General features: G+C 65.5%; 19 protein-coding genes. 10 read left to right on the forward strand and 9 right to left on the reverse strand.

Annotated elements, in window-relative coordinates:
* The first annotated feature begins 253 nt into the window (after nt 1–253).
* The 3 genes from C7I84_RS29655 (at nt 254) to C7I84_RS08780 (ending at nt 2,721) form a co-directional block, all read left to right on the forward strand.
* On the forward strand, nt 254–1,339 hold the full coding sequence (locus tag C7I84_RS29655; RefSeq protein ID WP_133170075.1) for a hypothetical protein: 1,086 nt from the start codon (nt 254–256) through the stop codon (nt 1,337–1,339).
* A complete protein-coding gene (locus C7I84_RS08775) occupies nt 1,336–1,881 on the forward strand; it encodes a hypothetical protein (RefSeq protein ID WP_133170076.1) in 546 nt (181 codons plus the stop codon). Before C7I84_RS29655 ends, C7I84_RS08775 begins: the two co-directional genes overlap by 4 nt.
* A gap of 516 nt (nt 1,882–2,397) precedes the next feature.
* On the forward strand, nt 2,398–2,721 hold the full coding sequence (locus tag C7I84_RS08780) for a hypothetical protein (protein ID WP_106771799.1): 324 nt from the start codon (nt 2,398–2,400) through the stop codon (nt 2,719–2,721).
* 202 nt (nt 2,722–2,923) lie between these two features.
* Here the strand turns inward: C7I84_RS08780 and arsK are convergent, their stop codons facing one another.
* Genes arsK through C7I84_RS08800 form a run of 4 tightly spaced genes read right to left on the reverse strand, consistent with a single transcriptional unit; the run spans nt 2,924 to nt 6,061 of the window.
* Nucleotides 2,924–4,111 (reverse strand): arsenite efflux MFS transporter ArsK, encoded by a 1,188-nt coding sequence (gene arsK, locus C7I84_RS08785; protein ID WP_106771800.1) that lies wholly within the window; start codon nt 4,109–4,111, stop codon nt 2,924–2,926.
* Nucleotides 4,112–4,124: 13 nt separating this feature from the next.
* Nucleotides 4,125–5,180 carry an ACR3 family arsenite efflux transporter gene (arsB, locus tag C7I84_RS08790; RefSeq protein WP_106771801.1) on the reverse strand — a complete coding sequence of 352 codons (1,056 nt, stop codon included), beginning with the start codon at nt 5,178–5,180 and terminating at the stop codon, nt 4,125–4,127.
* A gap of 3 nt (nt 5,181–5,183) precedes the next feature.
* Nucleotides 5,184–5,711, reverse strand: coding sequence for an arsenate reductase ArsC (locus C7I84_RS08795; protein WP_106771802.1), 528 nt, complete (start codon nt 5,709–5,711; stop codon nt 5,184–5,186).
* Nucleotides 5,708–6,061: an ArsR/SmtB family transcription factor gene (locus C7I84_RS08800; RefSeq protein ID WP_106771803.1), complete on the reverse strand. Its 354-nt coding sequence runs from the start codon at nt 6,059–6,061 to the stop codon at nt 5,708–5,710. Before C7I84_RS08800 ends, C7I84_RS08795 begins: the two co-directional genes overlap by 4 nt.
* 42 nt (nt 6,062–6,103) lie before the next feature.
* Between C7I84_RS08800 and C7I84_RS08805 the strand changes: the two genes are divergently transcribed.
* Both C7I84_RS08805 and C7I84_RS30550 read left to right on the forward strand, forming a co-directional pair.
* Entirely contained in the window at nt 6,104–6,646 is a 543-nt protein-coding gene (locus C7I84_RS08805; RefSeq protein WP_106771804.1) for a DUF6428 family protein, read from the forward strand.
* 522 nt (nt 6,647–7,168) lie between these two features.
* Nucleotides 7,169–7,492 carry a hypothetical protein gene (locus C7I84_RS30550; protein WP_106771805.1) on the forward strand — a complete coding sequence of 108 codons (324 nt, stop codon included), beginning with the start codon at nt 7,169–7,171 and terminating at the stop codon, nt 7,490–7,492.
* 336 nt (nt 7,493–7,828) lie between these two features.
* On the opposite strand, the gene C7I84_RS08815 is transcribed toward C7I84_RS30550, so the two are convergent.
* From C7I84_RS08815 to tpiA, 5 genes are all read right to left on the reverse strand, one after another.
* Nucleotides 7,829–8,008: a hypothetical protein gene (locus C7I84_RS08815; RefSeq protein WP_106771806.1), complete on the reverse strand. Its 180-nt coding sequence runs from the start codon at nt 8,006–8,008 to the stop codon at nt 7,829–7,831.
* A 55-nt stretch (nt 8,009–8,063) separates the two neighbouring features.
* A complete protein-coding gene (gene minE / locus C7I84_RS08820) occupies nt 8,064–8,327 on the reverse strand; it encodes a cell division topological specificity factor MinE (RefSeq protein ID WP_106771807.1) in 264 nt (87 codons plus the stop codon).
* Nucleotides 8,324–9,139, reverse strand: coding sequence for a septum site-determining protein MinD (gene minD / locus C7I84_RS08825; protein ID WP_106771808.1), 816 nt, complete (start codon nt 9,137–9,139; stop codon nt 8,324–8,326). Before minD ends, minE begins: the two co-directional genes overlap by 4 nt.
* Before the next feature lie 32 nt (nt 9,140–9,171).
* Nucleotides 9,172–9,918 carry a septum site-determining protein MinC gene (gene minC / locus C7I84_RS08830; RefSeq protein WP_106771809.1) on the reverse strand — a complete coding sequence of 249 codons (747 nt, stop codon included), beginning with the start codon at nt 9,916–9,918 and terminating at the stop codon, nt 9,172–9,174.
* Between the two features lie 451 nt (nt 9,919–10,369).
* Nucleotides 10,370–11,134: a triose-phosphate isomerase gene (gene tpiA, locus C7I84_RS08835; protein WP_106771810.1), complete on the reverse strand. Its 765-nt coding sequence runs from the start codon at nt 11,132–11,134 to the stop codon at nt 10,370–10,372.
* Nucleotides 11,135–11,247: 113 nt separating this feature from the next.
* Here tpiA and C7I84_RS08840 point away from each other — a divergent pair, with 113 nt between their 5' ends.
* Genes C7I84_RS08840 through C7I84_RS08860 form a run of 5 tightly spaced genes read left to right on the forward strand, consistent with a single transcriptional unit; the run spans nt 11,248 to nt 16,675 of the window.
* Nucleotides 11,248–13,137 (forward strand): peptidylprolyl isomerase, encoded by a 1,890-nt coding sequence (locus tag C7I84_RS08840; RefSeq protein ID WP_106771811.1) that lies wholly within the window; start codon nt 11,248–11,250, stop codon nt 13,135–13,137.
* 2 nt (nt 13,138–13,139) lie between these two features.
* Nucleotides 13,140–14,150, forward strand: coding sequence for an anthranilate phosphoribosyltransferase (gene trpD, locus C7I84_RS08845; RefSeq protein ID WP_106771812.1), 1,011 nt, complete (start codon nt 13,140–13,142; stop codon nt 14,148–14,150).
* 5 nt (nt 14,151–14,155) lie between these two features.
* Entirely contained in the window at nt 14,156–14,974 is an 819-nt protein-coding gene (gene trpC, locus C7I84_RS08850; protein ID WP_106771813.1) for an indole-3-glycerol phosphate synthase TrpC, read from the forward strand.
* 1 nt (nt 14,975) lies between these two features.
* Nucleotides 14,976–15,467, forward strand: coding sequence for a cyclic pyranopterin monophosphate synthase MoaC (gene moaC / locus C7I84_RS08855; RefSeq protein WP_106771814.1), 492 nt, complete (start codon nt 14,976–14,978; stop codon nt 15,465–15,467).
* Nucleotides 15,467–16,675 carry a molybdopterin molybdotransferase MoeA gene (locus tag C7I84_RS08860; protein ID WP_106771815.1) on the forward strand — a complete coding sequence of 403 codons (1,209 nt, stop codon included), beginning with the start codon at nt 15,467–15,469 and terminating at the stop codon, nt 16,673–16,675. The genes moaC and C7I84_RS08860 overlap by 1 nt, the downstream gene beginning before the upstream one ends.
* The last annotated feature ends 325 nt before the right edge of the window (nt 16,676–17,000 follow it).

A 17,000-nucleotide genomic window follows, 5' to 3' on the forward strand; every position in this document is an offset into this window, starting at 1 on the left:
CCGACTTCATCCCCTCTCCATCCGCTCGAAAAACCGAACGGATGGTCGCAGAACGAACCAATGAGGGGGGTCAATTTTGGACGCCGATAACCCCGCCTAGGGGGTCAACTTTGCACGCCGGTTCACAACGCTGGACACAATCAGCGCAGATGCATTTTGGGATAGTCATCACGCCCGCGACTTGCTGATAGCCCTATCTACGAGGTGGAAGGCGCTCGGCATCCCTTCTCGGGCGGTAGTGGAGGCACGCCTGTTGGAAGGACCGCCCCGCTGGTATGAAGAGAAGGATGAGCAGTTTTTCGAGAGGCGGGCTTGGTCGATTGCAAACCGGCTGACGTGGCTTCGCAACCAAGGATGCGAGTTCAAATTCGACTTTGATAGCGTCATAGCTCAGCTTCGTGTCGAAGCTCCAAAGTGGAAGCCCGAGTTCGCGCAACGCGCTGCCGAGTCACTTGAAGGAAGGTCTGGACTGGTACGCACGGAAACAGAGCATTCGGGTTTGGAAGGCATACCAGTTGACGCCATCCTCACGACGGCGCTGGAGCTTTCGGGGCAGAGAGGTGAGCACTTTGTCGAGTACGCGCCGTTCGCGGGATTGTCCGCTGCTCAACCCGTTCGAGCGTTCGCTGCGCTGCGATTGGAGGCCAAGTATGGACGATTTCCGGAATGGGCATGGCGCGCATTCCTCAACCCCGATCGGCGGAAGGATGATCCCGATAGGTTCACAGCGTACTTGGCTGAGCGAATTACCCGTTACACTCCAGAAGCGCTTAGCGGGATTCTACGACCAATCTGCGACTGGATTCAAAAGTCGGCAAAGGTCCTTGCAACTCGCTACCCCGAGCTGTTTCGATGGCTGATCTCGGCGGCAACAGCGGCGTTGGCGTTGCAATCCGATGAGAGTGCAACGTCCATTGTTCGAGGGAAGAAAGAGCCGGACTGGACGATGGAAGCGATAAACTCACCGACAGGAGATATCGCAGAAGCTCTGTTTGATGATCCTGTCAAGAATGACCTTTTGGCAGGTCAACGCTTGCCGAAAGTGTGGTCCGTAATGGTTGAGTCGCTTCTTGCACTTCCCGGCGACCTTCGCCGCCACGCAATCGTGATCTTCTCGCACCAGCTAAGTTGGTTTCATGCAGTGGATCCTCTTTGGACCCAGGAAAACTTGCTTTCAATTTTAGAAGGCGAATCCGACGACGATCGGCAGGCGCTTTGGGCAGGTTTCCTTTGGGGGGGAATGTTCAAGGTCAAGAGTTCTTCGCTCGCCTCAAGCCGCATCTCCTACGGATGGCCTCTTCGCAGCGTTTGGAAAAGAGAGGCCACACCGCCGCCGTGAGCGGTCTGATCTTGTCGGCGTGGACGCTCACTGACGACGCCGGAACAAAGTGGGTCACGGACGACGAACTTCGCTCTCTCCTAATCGACTCGAATGACGACATCCGCACCCAAATTCTCTGGCAAGTCAAGCGTTGGGCGTCGGAGAACAGGGAGAAATGGGCGACGCAGCTCATTGATCTACTGCAAAATGTCTGGCCGCGTCACCTTGCGGCGAAATCTGGAATCGTGTCGGCGCGCCTGTGCGACATCGCCTTTTCGGATGCTGAACATTTCGCTGAGCTTTCCGCCATCATACTCCCCCTGTTGACGCGGGTTGATTCCGACCGGCTGTCTCTCCCAGAATTGAGACGATCGGGCGGCGGCATCGTAGACAACCATCCTCGCGAAACGCTGGCACTTCTCCATGCCGTGCTTCCAGATAATGTTAGCGCTTGGCCCTACGGAATCGATAAAACCCTTGCGCGACTTGACGAGGCCGACGCGACGCTTCGTCACGATGAACGTTTGATTGAACTTAAACGCCGGTGGGACTCTAGGTAATCCGTGTACGCTTATTGCGAATTGAGCCGGCCGGGGAACCAGGCAGACTCGGTGCGACTCAATGAGAACAGCTTCTGGCGCAGCCAGTAACCCCAGCAGCCCGCCGCAAAAAAGGGGATAGCCCACCACCCCTCCCCGCCAAAAACCCCAGCAATTTCAATCCCACCTACCTAAAATCGCCGGCCTTTTATCCCCGCCCCAAAAACCTCCGCCATACTGCTTGCCATCACCCTCACGGGAACACGGGTCATGAACCGGATGATCGTGGAGGGGACGGCGCCGGGTCGGCCGCGTGACGGTGCGCGGCTGGCGAGAGCTGGAGACCCGGGCCCCAGCCGCGAAGGTCGCGCGAATGCGGGCTAGCGGACGGGCAAGAACGCCGGCGGGGCGCGTCCGTCGCGCCACGTAAAAGAATAAAGAGGCTCGGCCTCGCGCCCCGCTTCCCACCTTCAATGGCCAGACTGCAACCGCAGGGCGTGGCGAGGATGAAGCGCGCGCCCCTGAAAGGAGATTTTCATGGTCGGCATGGATGACGACGATTTCGGCGGCGACGACCGCTGGCACTACATGACCCCCGACATGCGCGAAATGTTCGCCGACGCGCTGCGGCTTTCCGCCACCGTCGCCGGCGCGCCGCGGCGCTGCCGCCGCAAAGCCTGCAAGTCGAGCGGGCGCTGCCGCCTGAAACTCGACCCGAATGGCGACGGCGTCTGCCCCGGCGGCATGACCGAGCAGACGGCCAGGGAGGCGGCGATGATGATCGTCTTCGCCATGAACCTGTGGGAGAAGCACACCGGCATCCCGCTGCGGGAGGGCGGTCGCTTCGCCTGGCCGAAATGAACGACGGGCGGCGACGTCGCGGCAGGCGCGCGCCCTTCTCCCCGTCCCAAGCTTGTCTAAGGATTATGGGGAGAAGGTGCGGGCAGGCGGATGCGGGCCCCCTCACCCCGACCCTCCTTCAAAAAGCGCTGCGGCCTAGTGTTCGCCGGCATGTCGCCCCGCGGCGTTTTGCCCGAGACGGTCGCTTCCGCCCAGTTTCGGGCTAGGAAACCGCCTTCAGCTGCCCGACAGTGACAAAGGCCACCACGGCAAGCAGGCCGAGTACGGCCGTTGCTGCCAGCGACGGGGTTACCCCGGCCTCGGCCATTCCAAGGGCCAATGCGAAGGGCGCGACCGCCGAAACCACCAGCCGGGCCGAAGAGACTTTGCCCTGCAGCCTGCCGTACCCATCACTTCCGAACAGGTGCAACGGCAAGGTCCCGACAACGATGCTGAACAGGCCGTTGCCGAGACCGAACAGGATCGCGAAAATTGTCGCGCCAAGCAGCGACGGCGCCGTCAGAGCCAGCACAATGACCCCCACCGGCATCAAGATGGCGGCGATCACCGCCAGAACGACCGGCGACAGGTTGCGGCCGAATACCATGTTGATGACACGGCTCGCCACCTGCGACGGACCGAACAGCGATCCGACGATTGCCGCCGATGCACCCAGCCCGAGGCCCGCCAGCAGCGGTACCATGTGGACCAGGATGGCGGCGGCGACCAGCGACTGCAACGCGAAGCCGACAACCATCAAGACAAAGCCCCTGCGCCGGTGCTCCGGGGGCAGCCTGCCGGCCGCCGTTACCGGCGCTCCGTCGGCGCGCGCACGGCTCAGCGTCAGGCCGCGTGACAGCCAGCCATGCAGCGGAACGCATACGATCAGATTGAGGCCGGCAAAGACCAGGTAGATCTCCTGCCAGCTAAGGTGATGATGCAACGCCGTGGTGATCGGCCAGAACGCGGTCGAGGCGAACCCGCCGATCAGCGTGAGATAGGTGATGGAACGAGGCGCCGTCTGCGGTCCGAGTTGCACCAGGAGCGCAAAGGCGGCGCCGTACTGAACGAGGTTGGATGCTACCTCCACGCCGATCAGTGCGGCAACGAAGAAGGCTGCGTTGGGTGCGGCAGCGCAGGCAACGAGCGCGGCGGCCGCCAGTATCGATCCGGCGGTCATCATGCGGCCCGCGCCATGCCTGTCGATCATGCGCCCGAACCACGGCGCGATCAGGCCGCCGACCAACAAGGCGGCGGAAAGTGCTGCGAAGACCCACTCCTTTGACCAGCCAAGATCCCTGGCCATGTCCGGCGCCAGGATGCTGAAGCTATAGTAGAGCGTGCCGTATGCGATGATCTGTGTGATGCCGAGCGCAACGATTGCCGCGGTCGGAGCCCGCTTTGTGCTCATCAGACATTCACGCTCAGGCGCCTGTCCAGCCTTCGGCGCGGACCGCTTGCCCGCGCTCGTACCAGCCTTTGCTTCTGTTGACGATCCAAACCACCGACAGCATCACTGGAACTTCAACCAGCACTCCGACGACGGTAGCAAGTGCTGCACCAGAACTGAAGCCGAAGAGGCTGATGGCGGCGGCGACGGCGAGTTCAAAGAAGTTCGACGCTCCGATCAATGCCGAGGGACCGGCCACGCAGTGCTTCTCGCCGGAAGCGCGATTGAGGAGGTATGCGAGGCCCGCGTTGAAATAGACCTGGATCAGGATCGGTACCGCCAGCAGCGCTATGATCGTAGGATGAGAGATGATCTGCTCGCCCTGAAAGCCGAACAGCAGGATGAGCGTCGCCAGGAGAGCCGCAAGCGACATCGGCTGCAGCGTCCGCAAAAGCGCCTGGAGCGCCGCCTCCCCGCCTTTCGCCAACAGGTGCCGGCGCAGGAATTGGGCGATCGCCACGGGGACCGCGATATAGAGGACGACCGAGAGGACGAGAGTGTCCCACGGGACGGTGATCGCCGACAGCCCGAGGAGCAGCCCGACGATCGGCGCGAAAGCAAGAACCATGATGGCGTCGTTGAGGGCCACCTGAGACAGGGTGAAATGAGGCTCGCCCTTGGTCAGATTCGACCAGACGAACACCATCGCCGTGCAAGGGGCGGCGGCCAGGATGATCAATCCCGCAACATAGGAGTCGATCTGGTTCGCCGGCAGATAGGGCCGGAACAGCCAGCCGATGAAAAGCCAGCCGAGCAGAGCCATGGAAAACGGCTTGACCGCCCAGTTGATAAAGAGCGTAACCCCGATACCCCGCCAATACTGGCCGACGTCCCGCAAGGCCGCGAAGTCGATCTTGAGCAGCATCGGAATGACCATCAGCCAGATCAGAGCCGCTACAGGGATATTGACCTTGGCAATCTCAGCCGCGCCGATCGACTGGAAGAAGCCTGGAAACAGATGTCCGAGCGTCACGCCTGCAACAATGCAAAGCGCGACCCAAAGGGTCAGGTATCGTTCGAAAGTCGACATGGCTCAGCTTGCGTCCGTCGGCTTCGCGGTCGCCCCGTCCTGACGGCCGATAACCTTCAGGTGGTGCTCCATTGCCATGCGATCGATCGAAGCGTGCGGCAGGTTGAGAAACGCCATGATCCGGTTCTTCATGAACCTTGCAGCCGTGCTGAAGGCGCGTTCCTTCTCGATGTCGGTACCCTCGACATTGGAGGGATCCTCGATTCCCCAATGCGCCGTCATCGGCTGACCGGGCCAGACCGGACAGGCTTCGCCGGCCGCGTCGTCGCAGACGGTGAAGACGAAGTCCATTTCGGGTGCGCCAGCCACCGCGAATTCGTCCCATGCCTTGGATCGGAAACCTTCGGTAGGATAATCGAGCGCGGCGAGCACCTTCAGGGCGAAAGGGTTCACTGAACCTTTCGGCTGGCTTCCGGCGGAATAGGCGTTGAAGCGCCCTGCACCTTCCTTCTTCAGAATGCTCTCCGCCAGGATGGAGCGCGCAGAATTCCCGGTGCAGAGAAACAAGACGTTGTAGACGCGGTCGGTCATTGCACGATGTCCCTGGTTGGTACGCAGCAGGAGGCGGCGTCGACGACGGGAGAACAGATCTCGGGACGGCCGGAACAGCAGTCCTCCATCAGAAAGCGGATCAGGCCGCTCAGAGCGTCATATTCGGCGCTGTAGATAATCGATCGGGCATCGCGGCGGGCGCTGGCAAGTCCCGCCCGCTCCAATTCCTTCAGATGGAAGGACACGTTGGAAGCCGACACGTCCGCCTTCTCCGCGATCACCCCGGCGGCCAGGCCATCGGTGCCGGCGACAACCAGCATGCGCAGGACGCGGAGTCTGGTTTCCTGGGACAAGGCACCGAAGGCAGCCAAGGCTTGACGCTCATCCATATTTCGATAATCCTTGAAGTGTTGAAATGAGGATTAAACGAGATGAACGCGCTTGGCAACGACAAAGCACTGATCCTTTCAGATTCTGATGAGGTGACCATAGGCACTCTGCTCGATGCGCTGTCCCGCCGTCCTGCCGACCGCCTCACCTTTCGCTACGGCGGGCGTCCGATCCGGAAGGGTTATCATGTGACCGAGGTCAAGGCCGGCAGCTTCGCTGCCCTTGATTGCGGCGCCAATCCGGAGGCCTGGACGGAGATCTTCGTGCAACTTTGGGACGCTGACGACGCGCCCGAGCAGATGACGGCCAAGAAGTTCGCGGCGATCATCGGCAAAGTCGCAGACCACGTGGCCCTCGACAGGGGCGCGAAACTGACCTTCGAGGTGAGCGACGGCGTCGCGCCTATGCAGCTTCATCGTGCGGCAAGCCCTGCACTGAATGAAGGCGAGATCGTCATCGAGCTGTCGCCGCGCCCGGCCAGCTGCAAACCACGCGACCGGTGGCTGGAATCGGAAGGGCGTTCATGTTGCGGCGCCTCGGATCAGCCTCAGCCGTGTTGCGGCCAAGGGTCTGCCGGTGACTGAACCATTGTCCGTCATAACTGCGCCACAACCTCTTGGCGGCGCGAATGCTCGCCAGATTTTCCGCTGTCGCCAATGGCGTAAAATCACTGCGTGGCTTGCACTCCATCGCCAGGAGAGCACTCCAGAAAGGGGATAGCCCACCACCCCTTCCCGCTAAAAACCCCAGCAATTTCAATCCCGCCCACCAAAAATCGCCGACCTTTTATCCCCGCCCCTCAACACTCCGCCATACTGCTCGCCATCGCCCTCGCGGGAACACGGGTCATGAACCGGATGATCGTGGAGGGGACGGCGCCGGGTCGGCCGCGTGACGGTGCGCGGCTGGCGAGAGCTGGAGATCCGGGCCCCAGGCGCGACACCCGCGGCGCTAGCGGACGGGCAAGAACGCCGGCTGGGCGCGTCCGTCGCGCCAGATAAAAAAATAAGAGGCTCGGCCTCGCGCCCCGCTTCCCACTTTCAATGGCCAGACTGCAACCGCAGGGCGTGGCGAGGATGAAACGCGCGCCCCGATAGGAGGTTTTCATGATCGGCATGGATGACGACGATTTTGGCGGCGATGGCCGCTGGCAGTACATGACCCCCGACATGCGCGAGATGTTCGCCGACGCGCTGCGGCTTTCGGCGAGCAACAGCGGCGCGCCGCAGCGCTGCCGCCGAAAAGCCTGCCAGCGCTCCGGCCGCTGCTGCGTGAAGCTCGACGCCGAGGGCGACGGCACCTGCTTTGGCGGCATGACCGAGCAGACGGCGAAGGAGGCGGCGATGATGATCGTCTTCGCCATGACCCTGTGGGAGAAGCGCACCGGCATCCCGCTGCGCGACGGCGCGCGGCTCGCCCTGCCGAAATGAGCGACGGGCGGCGGCTTGCCTGTCCCTGTTGGCAAGCAGTTGCTCGCCCCCCACTCCGGCTCGCTTCGATCGCTACCTCGCCTCCGACGCCAGGGCATATGCACATGTCGGCAGCAGAGTTGTGGTGGGCAGAAACGTCTTCGCCGGCTTTGACTTCGTCGTCGCCGACTCGAAGCTACAAAGCCGAGGCGGCACGAAACCCGGCTCAAAACCGATGGCCGGGATGTGTGAATGCGGTAGCGATCGACGGGGAGCGGTGGCCCGAAGGGCCGGAGAGAGGGGCGACCGGCGACTGCGGTCTGTCGTCAGGACCGCGCGCCGGCAACCGGCCTCGCCTCAGGCGGCCGTCTCGCGCGGCGCCGCGTGGGAAACTCCGGCGGCCGCCTCGCACACCTCGACATGCTTCGCCAGCGCTTCCTTGGAAAGCACCGCGCTGATGGTGCAGATGTCGCGGTTCTGGAATTTCGGCATCCGCTGGAGCTCCTGGAGCCGCGTCAGAAGTGCGCCACGGGTCATGTCTCGTCTCCTTCTCGGTCTTGTAGGTTTCCTTTGCGCCCGGGATCGGGCGCCGTCAGGCGGCCCGCACGCCCGCGTTCAGCGGGATCTCGATGTCGACCTCGAGCGTCGACACCTTGTCGCCGCGGTCCATCTTGACGACCACCTTGTCGCGGTCGATCTGCACATGCTTGGCGATAACGGCCAGAATCTCCTCGCGCAGTTGCGCCACCAGGTCGGAATGGCCGACGGTCGCGCGCTCATGGGCGAGCAGCACCTGCAGCCGCTCGCGGGCGGTTGGCGCCGAGGTCTTCTTGGCGAAGAAGTTGAATAGGCTCATGCCGCCCTCCGTCCAAAGATCTTGCTGAACAGGCCGCGCTTCTCGCCGGGGATGGTGACCGGCAGCGTCTCGCCGGCGAGACGGCGCGCCGCGTCGAGATATGCGAGCGCCGGCGCGCTGCGGCTGTCGGCCAGCGTCACCGGCGTGCCGACGTTGGAGGCGCGCAGCACGTCCATGCTTTCGGGGATGATGCCGAGCAGCGGGATCGACAGGATCTCCAGCACGTCCTCGACCTTCAGCATGTCGCCGCGCTCGGCGCGGGCGGCGTCGTAGCGGGTGAGCAGCAGATGTTTTTCCACCCGGTCGCCGCGCTCGGCCCGAGCGGTCTTGGAATCGAGCAGCCCGATGATGCGGTCGGAATCGCGCACCGACGAGACTTCCGGATTGGTGACCACCACGGCGACGTCGGCATGGCGCATGGCCAGCGTGGCGCCGCGCTCGATGCCGGCGGGGCTGTCGCAGATGATCCAGTCGAAGGACTGCTTCAACTCGCCGATCACCCGCTCGACGCCCTCGGCGGTCAGATTGTCCTTGTCGCGCGTCTGCGAGGCCGGCAGCAGGTGCAGCGTCTCCAGCCTCTTGTCGCGGATCAGCGCCTGCGGCAGTTTCGCGTCGCCCTGGATGACGTTGACCAGGTCGTAGACGACCCGGCGCTCCGCCCCCATGACGAGGTCGAGATTGCGCAGGCCGACGTCGAAATCGACGACGACGGTCTTCTCGTTGCGCTGCGCCAGCGCCGCGCCGAGGGCGGCGGTCGATGTCGTCTTGCCGACGCCGCCCTTGCCCGATGTAACCACGATTACTTTCGCCATCTCGCTCTCCTGTCGCCCGGTCTTTTGCCGGTTCAGTTTAGGGGTTCCGCCATGATCGCATCGCCTTCCAGCCAGAACTGGACAGCCTGGCCGCGCAGCTTGCGGTCCATGTCCTCGGCGGTCTTGTAGAGGCCGTCGATGGCCAGCAGCTCGGCTTCCAGCTTCCGGCAGAAGATGCGCGCCGACGCGTTGCCGACCGAACCGGCCAAAGCCCGGCCCCGCAATGTCCCGTAGACATGGATCGAGCCGCCGGCGACGATCTCGGCGCCCGAGGCGACCGAGCCGACGATGGTGACGTCGCCCTCGGGAAAGATGACCGACTGCCCGGAGCGCACCGGCTCGCGGATGATGATCGACTGCATCGGCCGAATCGCCTGGATTTCGGCGGACGACGCAGGCTCCGCGGGCCCGGCCCGGTCCGCCGCGCGCGGTTCGGCCGCGGCTTCCGGCGCCTCGAAGTCGGGAGCCGGCCTGCCGCCCTTCATGGCCGGCGGCATGCCCGGGCCGAGCTGCGAGGGGCGAGCTCCTTCCACGCCCATGATCCAGACGTTGCGCTCGCCGAGCGAGCGGATCAGCTCTGCCAGTTGCTGGCGGCTGACGTCGAGGCCGTCGATGTCGAGGACGACCGGCCGCCCCAGAAAAAATCCCGCGGACCGCGCCGCCAGATCGTCGAGCCGGGCCAGCCAGCCGTCCAGCGGCAGCTCCGGCGCGAGCATGAGCGCCAGGAAGGATCGGCCCTTGAGGCGGATCGGACGCGTGTCTGTTAGGGGTCTGGTCATCTCGGTTAATTTTCCGTTGTTACGTTCCCTAAAGGCACCATGGTTAACCAATGGTTAACGGGCCGTTCCGGCGAAGGGATTTGGAGATCGTCTCTTTGAATCGAATGGTTCCGTCTGTGGGGCTGACGCTTCGGCTGCGGGATCACCGGCTCCGGTTCCTGCAGGCCGATTGCCCGGCAGGATAGCTGAGTCGCCCGGTCTGGCGCATGATCATTGCCGCGGAAAGGCACGAAATATCGCCGCGGCGAGCAGAACGTCCGCAAAGTCAGCGGGTTACCGCGTCGGAAACCGTCACTTCCGGTACACGACAGTGTCGCTCGACAGCGCCGGATGACGGCGGTCCGTTTTCAAGCGGCGTCGTGCACTGTGCCCGTCACTTCCGGACGCAGACGCTCCTGCCGGCACGGACAGGCGCCAATCGGGGATGACCTTCGACGGCTTGCGTCGCAACCTAGAACGTCAGATACGCCTCGGCGATACCGAGAAAATCCTTGGCCTTAAGGCTGGCGCCGCCGACCAGCGCGCCGTCGACATTGGCGACCGACAGCAGCTCCTTGGCGTTCGATGGCTTGACCGACCCGCCATAGAGGATGCGCGTGCGCCTGGCCTCCTCGCCGATCCGGGCGGCCAGCTCGGCGCGGATATGGGCATGCGCCTCAGCCACGTCCTCCGGGGTCGGCGTCAGGCCCGTGCCAATCGCCCAGACAGGCTCGTAGGCTATGATCGTGTTGGCATGTGTCGCGGCGGCGGGCACCGAACCGGCGATCTGGCGCGACAGCACCGCCATCGTCGTCCCTGATTCGCGCTCGGCCCTCGTCTCGCCGATGCAGATGACGGCGATGAGCCCGGCGCGCCACGCGGCTTCCGCCTTGGCATGGACGGCCGCGTCGCTCTCGCCATGGTCGGCGCGGCGTTCCGAGTGGCCGACGATGACATGGCCGGCACCGGCGTCCTTGAGCATCTCGGCGGAAATGTCCCCGGTATGGGCACCGCTTTCCAGCGGGTGGCAATCCTGCCCTCCCGCCCTTACCGGCATGCCATCGAGCGCGGCGACGGCGCGCGTCAGCAGGGTGGCGGGCACGCAGACCAGCGCCTCGGCTTCCGCCTCCAGGCTGCCCAGAAAACCGTGGCCGATCGAGCGCAACTCGGCGAGCGAGGCCGCCGTTCCGTTCATCTTCCAGTTGCCTGCGACAAGCGGTCGAATTCCTGGCGTCATCCCCGTCTCCTCTCGAACCCGGCCTTCCCTACCAAAAACAAGCCACAAAGCAATCGACACTTGCCGCCGGGGGCGTTATTGCCCTTCATTCACGGATTGCAACGGACCTCTTCATGCTCGAAACACTGCGAACCGCGGCCGGTACCTGGATCGCCAAGCTGCTGCTTCTCCTTCTGGTGTTGAGCTTCGCGGTGTGGGGCATCTCGGGCCAGATCGGCAACGGCATCGGCGGCAACTCGGTGGTGACGGCCGGCGCCACGTCGGTTTCCCCGAACGAGTACCGCCTCGCCTATGACCGGCAGCTCGGCCTGCTGTCGCAGCGCTTCGGCCAGCGGCTGACGCGCGAGCAGGCGACGGCGCTCGGCGTCGACAATCTGGTGCTGTCGCAGCTCGTTTCCGGGGCGCTGCTCAGCGAGCAGGCGCGCAAGCTCGGGCTCGGCCTGTCCAAGGATCGGATCGCCGCCCTCACCGCCGAGGATCCCGCCTTCCAGGGCCCGGACGGCAGGTTCAGCCGCCAGCAGTTCGACTACGTGCTGCGCGAGGTCGGCATGCGTCCGGAGGACTATCTCACCAACCGCGCCCAGGAAGCCGTGCGCGAGCAGATCATCGACGCTGTCGCCGAAGGCATGAAAGCGCCCGACGCCTTCCTGCGCGCCCTCGCGCTCTACAGCGGCGAGGACCGCACCGTCGACTACCTGTCGTTGCCGAGGTCGACGGTCGGACCGGTCCCGGCCCCCGACGACGCGGCGCTGTCGGCCTGGTTCGACGAGCGCAAGCAGCAGTATGCCGCGCCGGAATACCGCAAGATCGCCTATGTCAAGCTGGAACCGGAGGACATAGCCGACGAAAGCGCAATCTCGGACGAGCAGGTGCGCGCCGACTACGAGAAGAACAAGACCCGCTACACCACGGCCGAGACGCGCACGATCGAGCAGTTGGTCTTCCCGTCGCGGGCCGCGGCCGACGAGGCCGCCGCCGCCCTGCAGGGCGGCACGCCGTTCGACAAAGTCGTCGAGGCTCAGGGCAAGACGCTCGCTGACGTTCACCTCGGCACGCTCGCCAAGGATCGGGTGCCTGACCGCGCGGTGGCGGAGGCCGCCTTTACTCTCGGTGCCAACGAGGTCAGCCCCGTCGTCGACGGCAGCTTCGGCGCCGTGCTCGTGCGCGTCACGGCGATCAACCCGGAGACGGTCAGGTCCTATGAAGACGTCGCGCCGGAGATCCGCAAGGATCTCGCGCTCGGCGAGGCGCACCGCGTGCTGCTCGACGTGCACGATTCCTACGAGGATGCACGCGCCGGCGGCGAGACGCTGGCGGAAGCCGCGTCCAAGCTGAAGCTCGCCGTCGTCACCATCGACGCCGTGGACCAGACGGGCCGGCGTCCGGACGGCATGGTCCTGGCAGATCTGCCGGCGTCGAGCGAGCTGCTGCGCGGCGCCTTCGACACCGAAGTCGGCGTCGAGAACCAGGCGATCAACATCGGCTCGGACGGTTATGTGTTCTACGAGGTGCAGGGGATCACCCCGGCACGCGACCGCGCGCTGGACGAAGTGAAGGACAAGGTCATTGCCGACTGGACGGCCGCAGAGACCGACAAGCGGCTTTCCGACAAGGTGGCGGAACTGGAGAAGCGGCTCAAGGACGGAACCCCGTTCGACACCATCGCCGGCGAGCTCGCGCTGGAGAAGCAGACCAAGCGCGGGTTGAAGCGCGGAGCCGACGACGCCGACTTCGGCAGCGCCGGCGTCGAAGCGGCATTCGACGTGGCGCAGGGCGGATCCGGCGCCTTCGCCGCGCCGACCGGCGATGCCCGTATCCTCTTCCAGGTGACGGAAGTGTTCGAGCCGGCCGCCTCCAGTCCCGATGCCGTTCTCGAGGCGGAGCGCCGGAACCATTCCACGGGTCTCGTCAACGACATGCTCGACCAGCTAGTTGCGCGGCTGGAGGGCGAGTATCCGGTGCGCGTCGACCAGGCTGCGATGGCACGGGCCCTGGCGTTCTGACGATGAGCACGCTGAAGCCCCACATCGCCAAGGTAGCGTCCGGCGCGGTGCTTTCCTTCGAGGAAGCGAAGGACGCCTTCGACATCATCATGTCGGGCGAGGCGACGCCGGGGCAGATCGGCGCCTTCCTGATGGCGCTCAGGGTGCGCGGCGAGCAGGTGCCGGAAATCTCCGGCGCCGTCGCCACGATGCGCGAGAAGATGCTGACGGTCGAGGCGCCGGAAGACGCGATCGACATCGTCGGCACCGGCGGCGACAATTCGCACAGCGTCAACATTTCCACCGCCTCCGCCTTCGTCATCGCCGGAGCCGGCGTGCCGGTCGCCAAGCACGGCAATCGCGGCCTCTCCTCGCAGACAGGCGCCGCGGACGTGCTGATCGCGCTTGGCATCAAGATCGACCTGCCGCCGGAGGCGATCTCGGCCTGCATCAACGAGGCGGGCGTCGGCTTCATGTTCGCGCCGTCGCACCATCCGGCGATGCGCCATGTCGGCCCGGTCAGGGCCGAGCTCGGCACGCGCACCATCTTCAACCTGCTCGGCCCGCTGTCCAACCCAGCCGGCGTGCGCCGCCAGATGATCGGCGTGTTCTCGCCGGACTGGATCGGCCCGGTGGCCGAGACGCTGAGGACGCTCGGCGCCGAGCGTGCCTGGGTCGCGCATGGCGACGGGCTCGACGAGATCACCACGACGGGGGAGACCAGCGTGGCGGAGCTTGCCAATGGCAAGGTGCGCAGCTTCACCCTTCAACCCGAACAATTTGGCCTTGCGCGCCACAGTCGCGAGGATCTGCGCGGCGGCGACGCCGCCTTCAATGCGGCCGCCCTGCGGGCGACGCTGGAGGGCAGGCCCGGCGCCTATCGCGACACGGTGCTGATGAATGCCGGCGCCGGCCTTGTGGTCGCCGGCAAGGCGGTCGATCTCGGCGAAGGCGTCAAGCTCGCCATCGCCTCGATAGATCAGGGGCGTGCGGCAAGCGTACTCGACCGGCTGGTCGTGGTTTCAAACGGATAAGTGCCGTGGCCGACATTCTGCGCAGGATCGAAGAGTACAAGCGTGTCGAGATCGCCGAGGCGAAGCGCCTCCGGCCGATCGCCGAGGTGACAGCCGCCGCGCGCGATGCCGACCCGGTGCGCGGCTTCGCCGCCGCGCTGAGGGCAAAACGCCGTGGCGGCAGCTATGCGCTGATTGCCGAGATCAAGAAGGCGAGCCCGTCGCGCGGCCTGATCCGGCCCGATTTCGACCCGCCCGCGCTGGCCCGCGCCTATGAGGCAGGGGGGGCCGCGTGCCTGTCGGTGCTGACCGACGGCCCGTCCTTCCAGGGCGCGCCGGAGTATCTTACCCGGGCGCGGGCGGCGACCGCCCTGCCCGCCTTGCGCAAGGACTTCATGTACGACCCCTATCAGGTCTACGAGGCGCGCGCATGGGGCGCCGACGCCGTGCTGATCGTGCTGGCGGCGGTCGACGACGACACCGCCAAGGCGATCGAGGACGCGGCGCTGGAACTCGGCATGGATGTGCTGATCGAGATCCATGACGAGGCGGAGATCGAGCGGGCGCTCAGGATGGCCTCGCCGCTGATCGGCATCAACAACCGGGACCTGCGCAGTTTTGCCGTCGACCTCGCCGTCTCCGAGCGGCTTGCCAATCTGGTGCCCAGCGACAGGCTGCTGGTCGGCGAGAGCGGCATCTTCTCGCATGACGACTGCCGCAGGCTGGCGCGCGCCGGCGTCGAGACGTTTCTCGTCGGCGAAAGCCTGATGCGGCGCCCGGACGTGGCGCAGGCGACCCGCGCGCTGCTCTACGGCGAGGCGGCCGCGGCGGTGGGACTCGGCTGAGATGGCCGGGCACAAGACCAACCTCACCCATCTCGGCCGCGACGGACAGGCCGACATGGTCGATGTCGGCGGCAAGGACGAGACCGTGCGCACGGCGCGCGCCGAAGGCAGCGTGACCATGCGGCCGGAAACGCTGACTATGATCATGGCCGGCAACGCCAAGAAGGGCGATGTGATCGGCACGGCGCGCATCGCCGGCATCATGGCGGCAAAGCGCACGCACGAGTTGATCCCGCTCTGCCATCCGCTGCTGCTGACCAAGGTCGTCGTCGATATCGTCGAGGATCCGGCTCTGCCCGGACTGCGCGTCTCCGCGCTCGCCCGCGTCACCGGCAAGACCGGTGTCGAGATGGAAGCGCTGACGGCGGCGTCGGTCGCGTGCCTGACGATATACGACATGGCCAAGGCGGTGGATCGGGAGATGGTTATCACCGGCATCCGGTTGGTCGAGAAGACCGGCGGCGCCTCCGGCGACTACAGGGCGGCAGGCTGATGGCGCTGCTGCCGGTCGACGAGGCTTTGCGGCTTCTGCTCGACGGCGCCGTGGCGCGGCCGGCGGAACGGGTCGCGCTCTCCGACGCGGCCGGACGGGTGCTGGCGGCGCCGCTCGAGGCATTGCGCACGCAGCCGCCCTTCGACGCTTCCGCCATGGACGGCTATGCGGTGCGCGCCGCCGACGTCGCCTCGGTTCCGGTGCGGCTGGCGGTGATCGGCACCGCCGCCGCCGGGCGCGGCTTTTCCGGAGAAGTCGGCGCCGGACAGGCCGTGCGCATTCTGACTGGAGCGCCGCTGCCGGCAGGTGCCGACACCGTCGTCATCCAGGAGAATGCCCGCCGGCTCGACGACGGCGGCATCAAGGTTCTCGAAACGGTCGCGACCGGCCGCCACATCAGGCGGCGCGGCCTCGATTTCTCGGCCGGCGACGTGCTGCTCGAGGCCGGCCGCGTGCTCGACCCGGCGGCGCTGTCGCTTGCCGCCGCCGCCAATCACGCGACGCTCGACATCGTCACCCGTCCGCTGGTCGCGATCATCGCCACCGGAGACGAATTGCTACTCCCGGGCAGCGAGCCGGGGCCGGACCAGATCATCGCCTCCAACGCCTATGGCGTCGCCGCGATCGCTTCGGCCGCCGGCGCGCGCGTGCTCGACCTTGGCATCGTCGGCGACGATCGCGCCGCCATCGCCGAGCGGCTGGCGGATGCGACGAAGGCCGGCACCGACGTGGTCGTCACGCTGGGCGGCGCCTCCGTCGGTGACCACGACCTGGTGCACGAGGTGCTCGGCAGCCAGGGCGTGACGCTCGACTTCTGGAAGATTGCCATGCGACCGGGAAAGCCGCTGATGTTCGGCCGGCGCGACGACATGCGTTTCCTCGGCATGCCCGGCAATCCGGTGGCGAGCCTGGTCTGCTCGCAGCTCTTCCTGAAACCGCTGGTTGCGGCTCTCGGCGGCCGGCAGCATGAGCCGAACCTGCGGCCTGCCGTGCTTGGCGCGCCGATGGCCGCCAACGACTTGCGACAGGACTATGTGCGCGCACGGATCGCGATGAAGGACGGCGTGCTCACGGCGACACCGTTCTCGGTGCAGGATTCGTCGATGTTGCGCATCCTCGCCGACTCGGGCGGGCTGATCGTGCGGGCGCCGTTCGCCCCGGCGGCGGACCAAGGCGATTCCTGTACGGTGCTGATGCTGGGAGCGTAACCCGGTACGCCCGGGTGGTGTGCCGTTCGCTCTCAAATTGGCGCGGGCCAATCGCGTTGTCGCCGGTTATCGCGTGCTGTCGCAAGCCAAGCGGGTGAAGCGACGGGCAAAATCCTTTCCCGCACCACTTTCGCGTCCGGACAAGCCACCCACGACATCGTTGCCTGAAGAAGGGCGCCTACAAGGAAAGCGCTACCCCGACAGCAATACCGCCTGGAGCCCGATGGTGCCGTCACCCGTGGCCGGCTTCCGAACCCCGATGCGGAAAAGCCCGCTGTCCGGCCCAACAAAAAACCCGGCGGTTGCCCGCCGGGTTTCGATATCC

Origin of the sequence: Kumtagia ephedrae (assembly GCF_003012745.1) — a bacterium.
GTDB classification, from domain to species: domain Bacteria; phylum Pseudomonadota; class Alphaproteobacteria; order Rhizobiales; family Rhizobiaceae; genus Kumtagia; species Kumtagia ephedrae.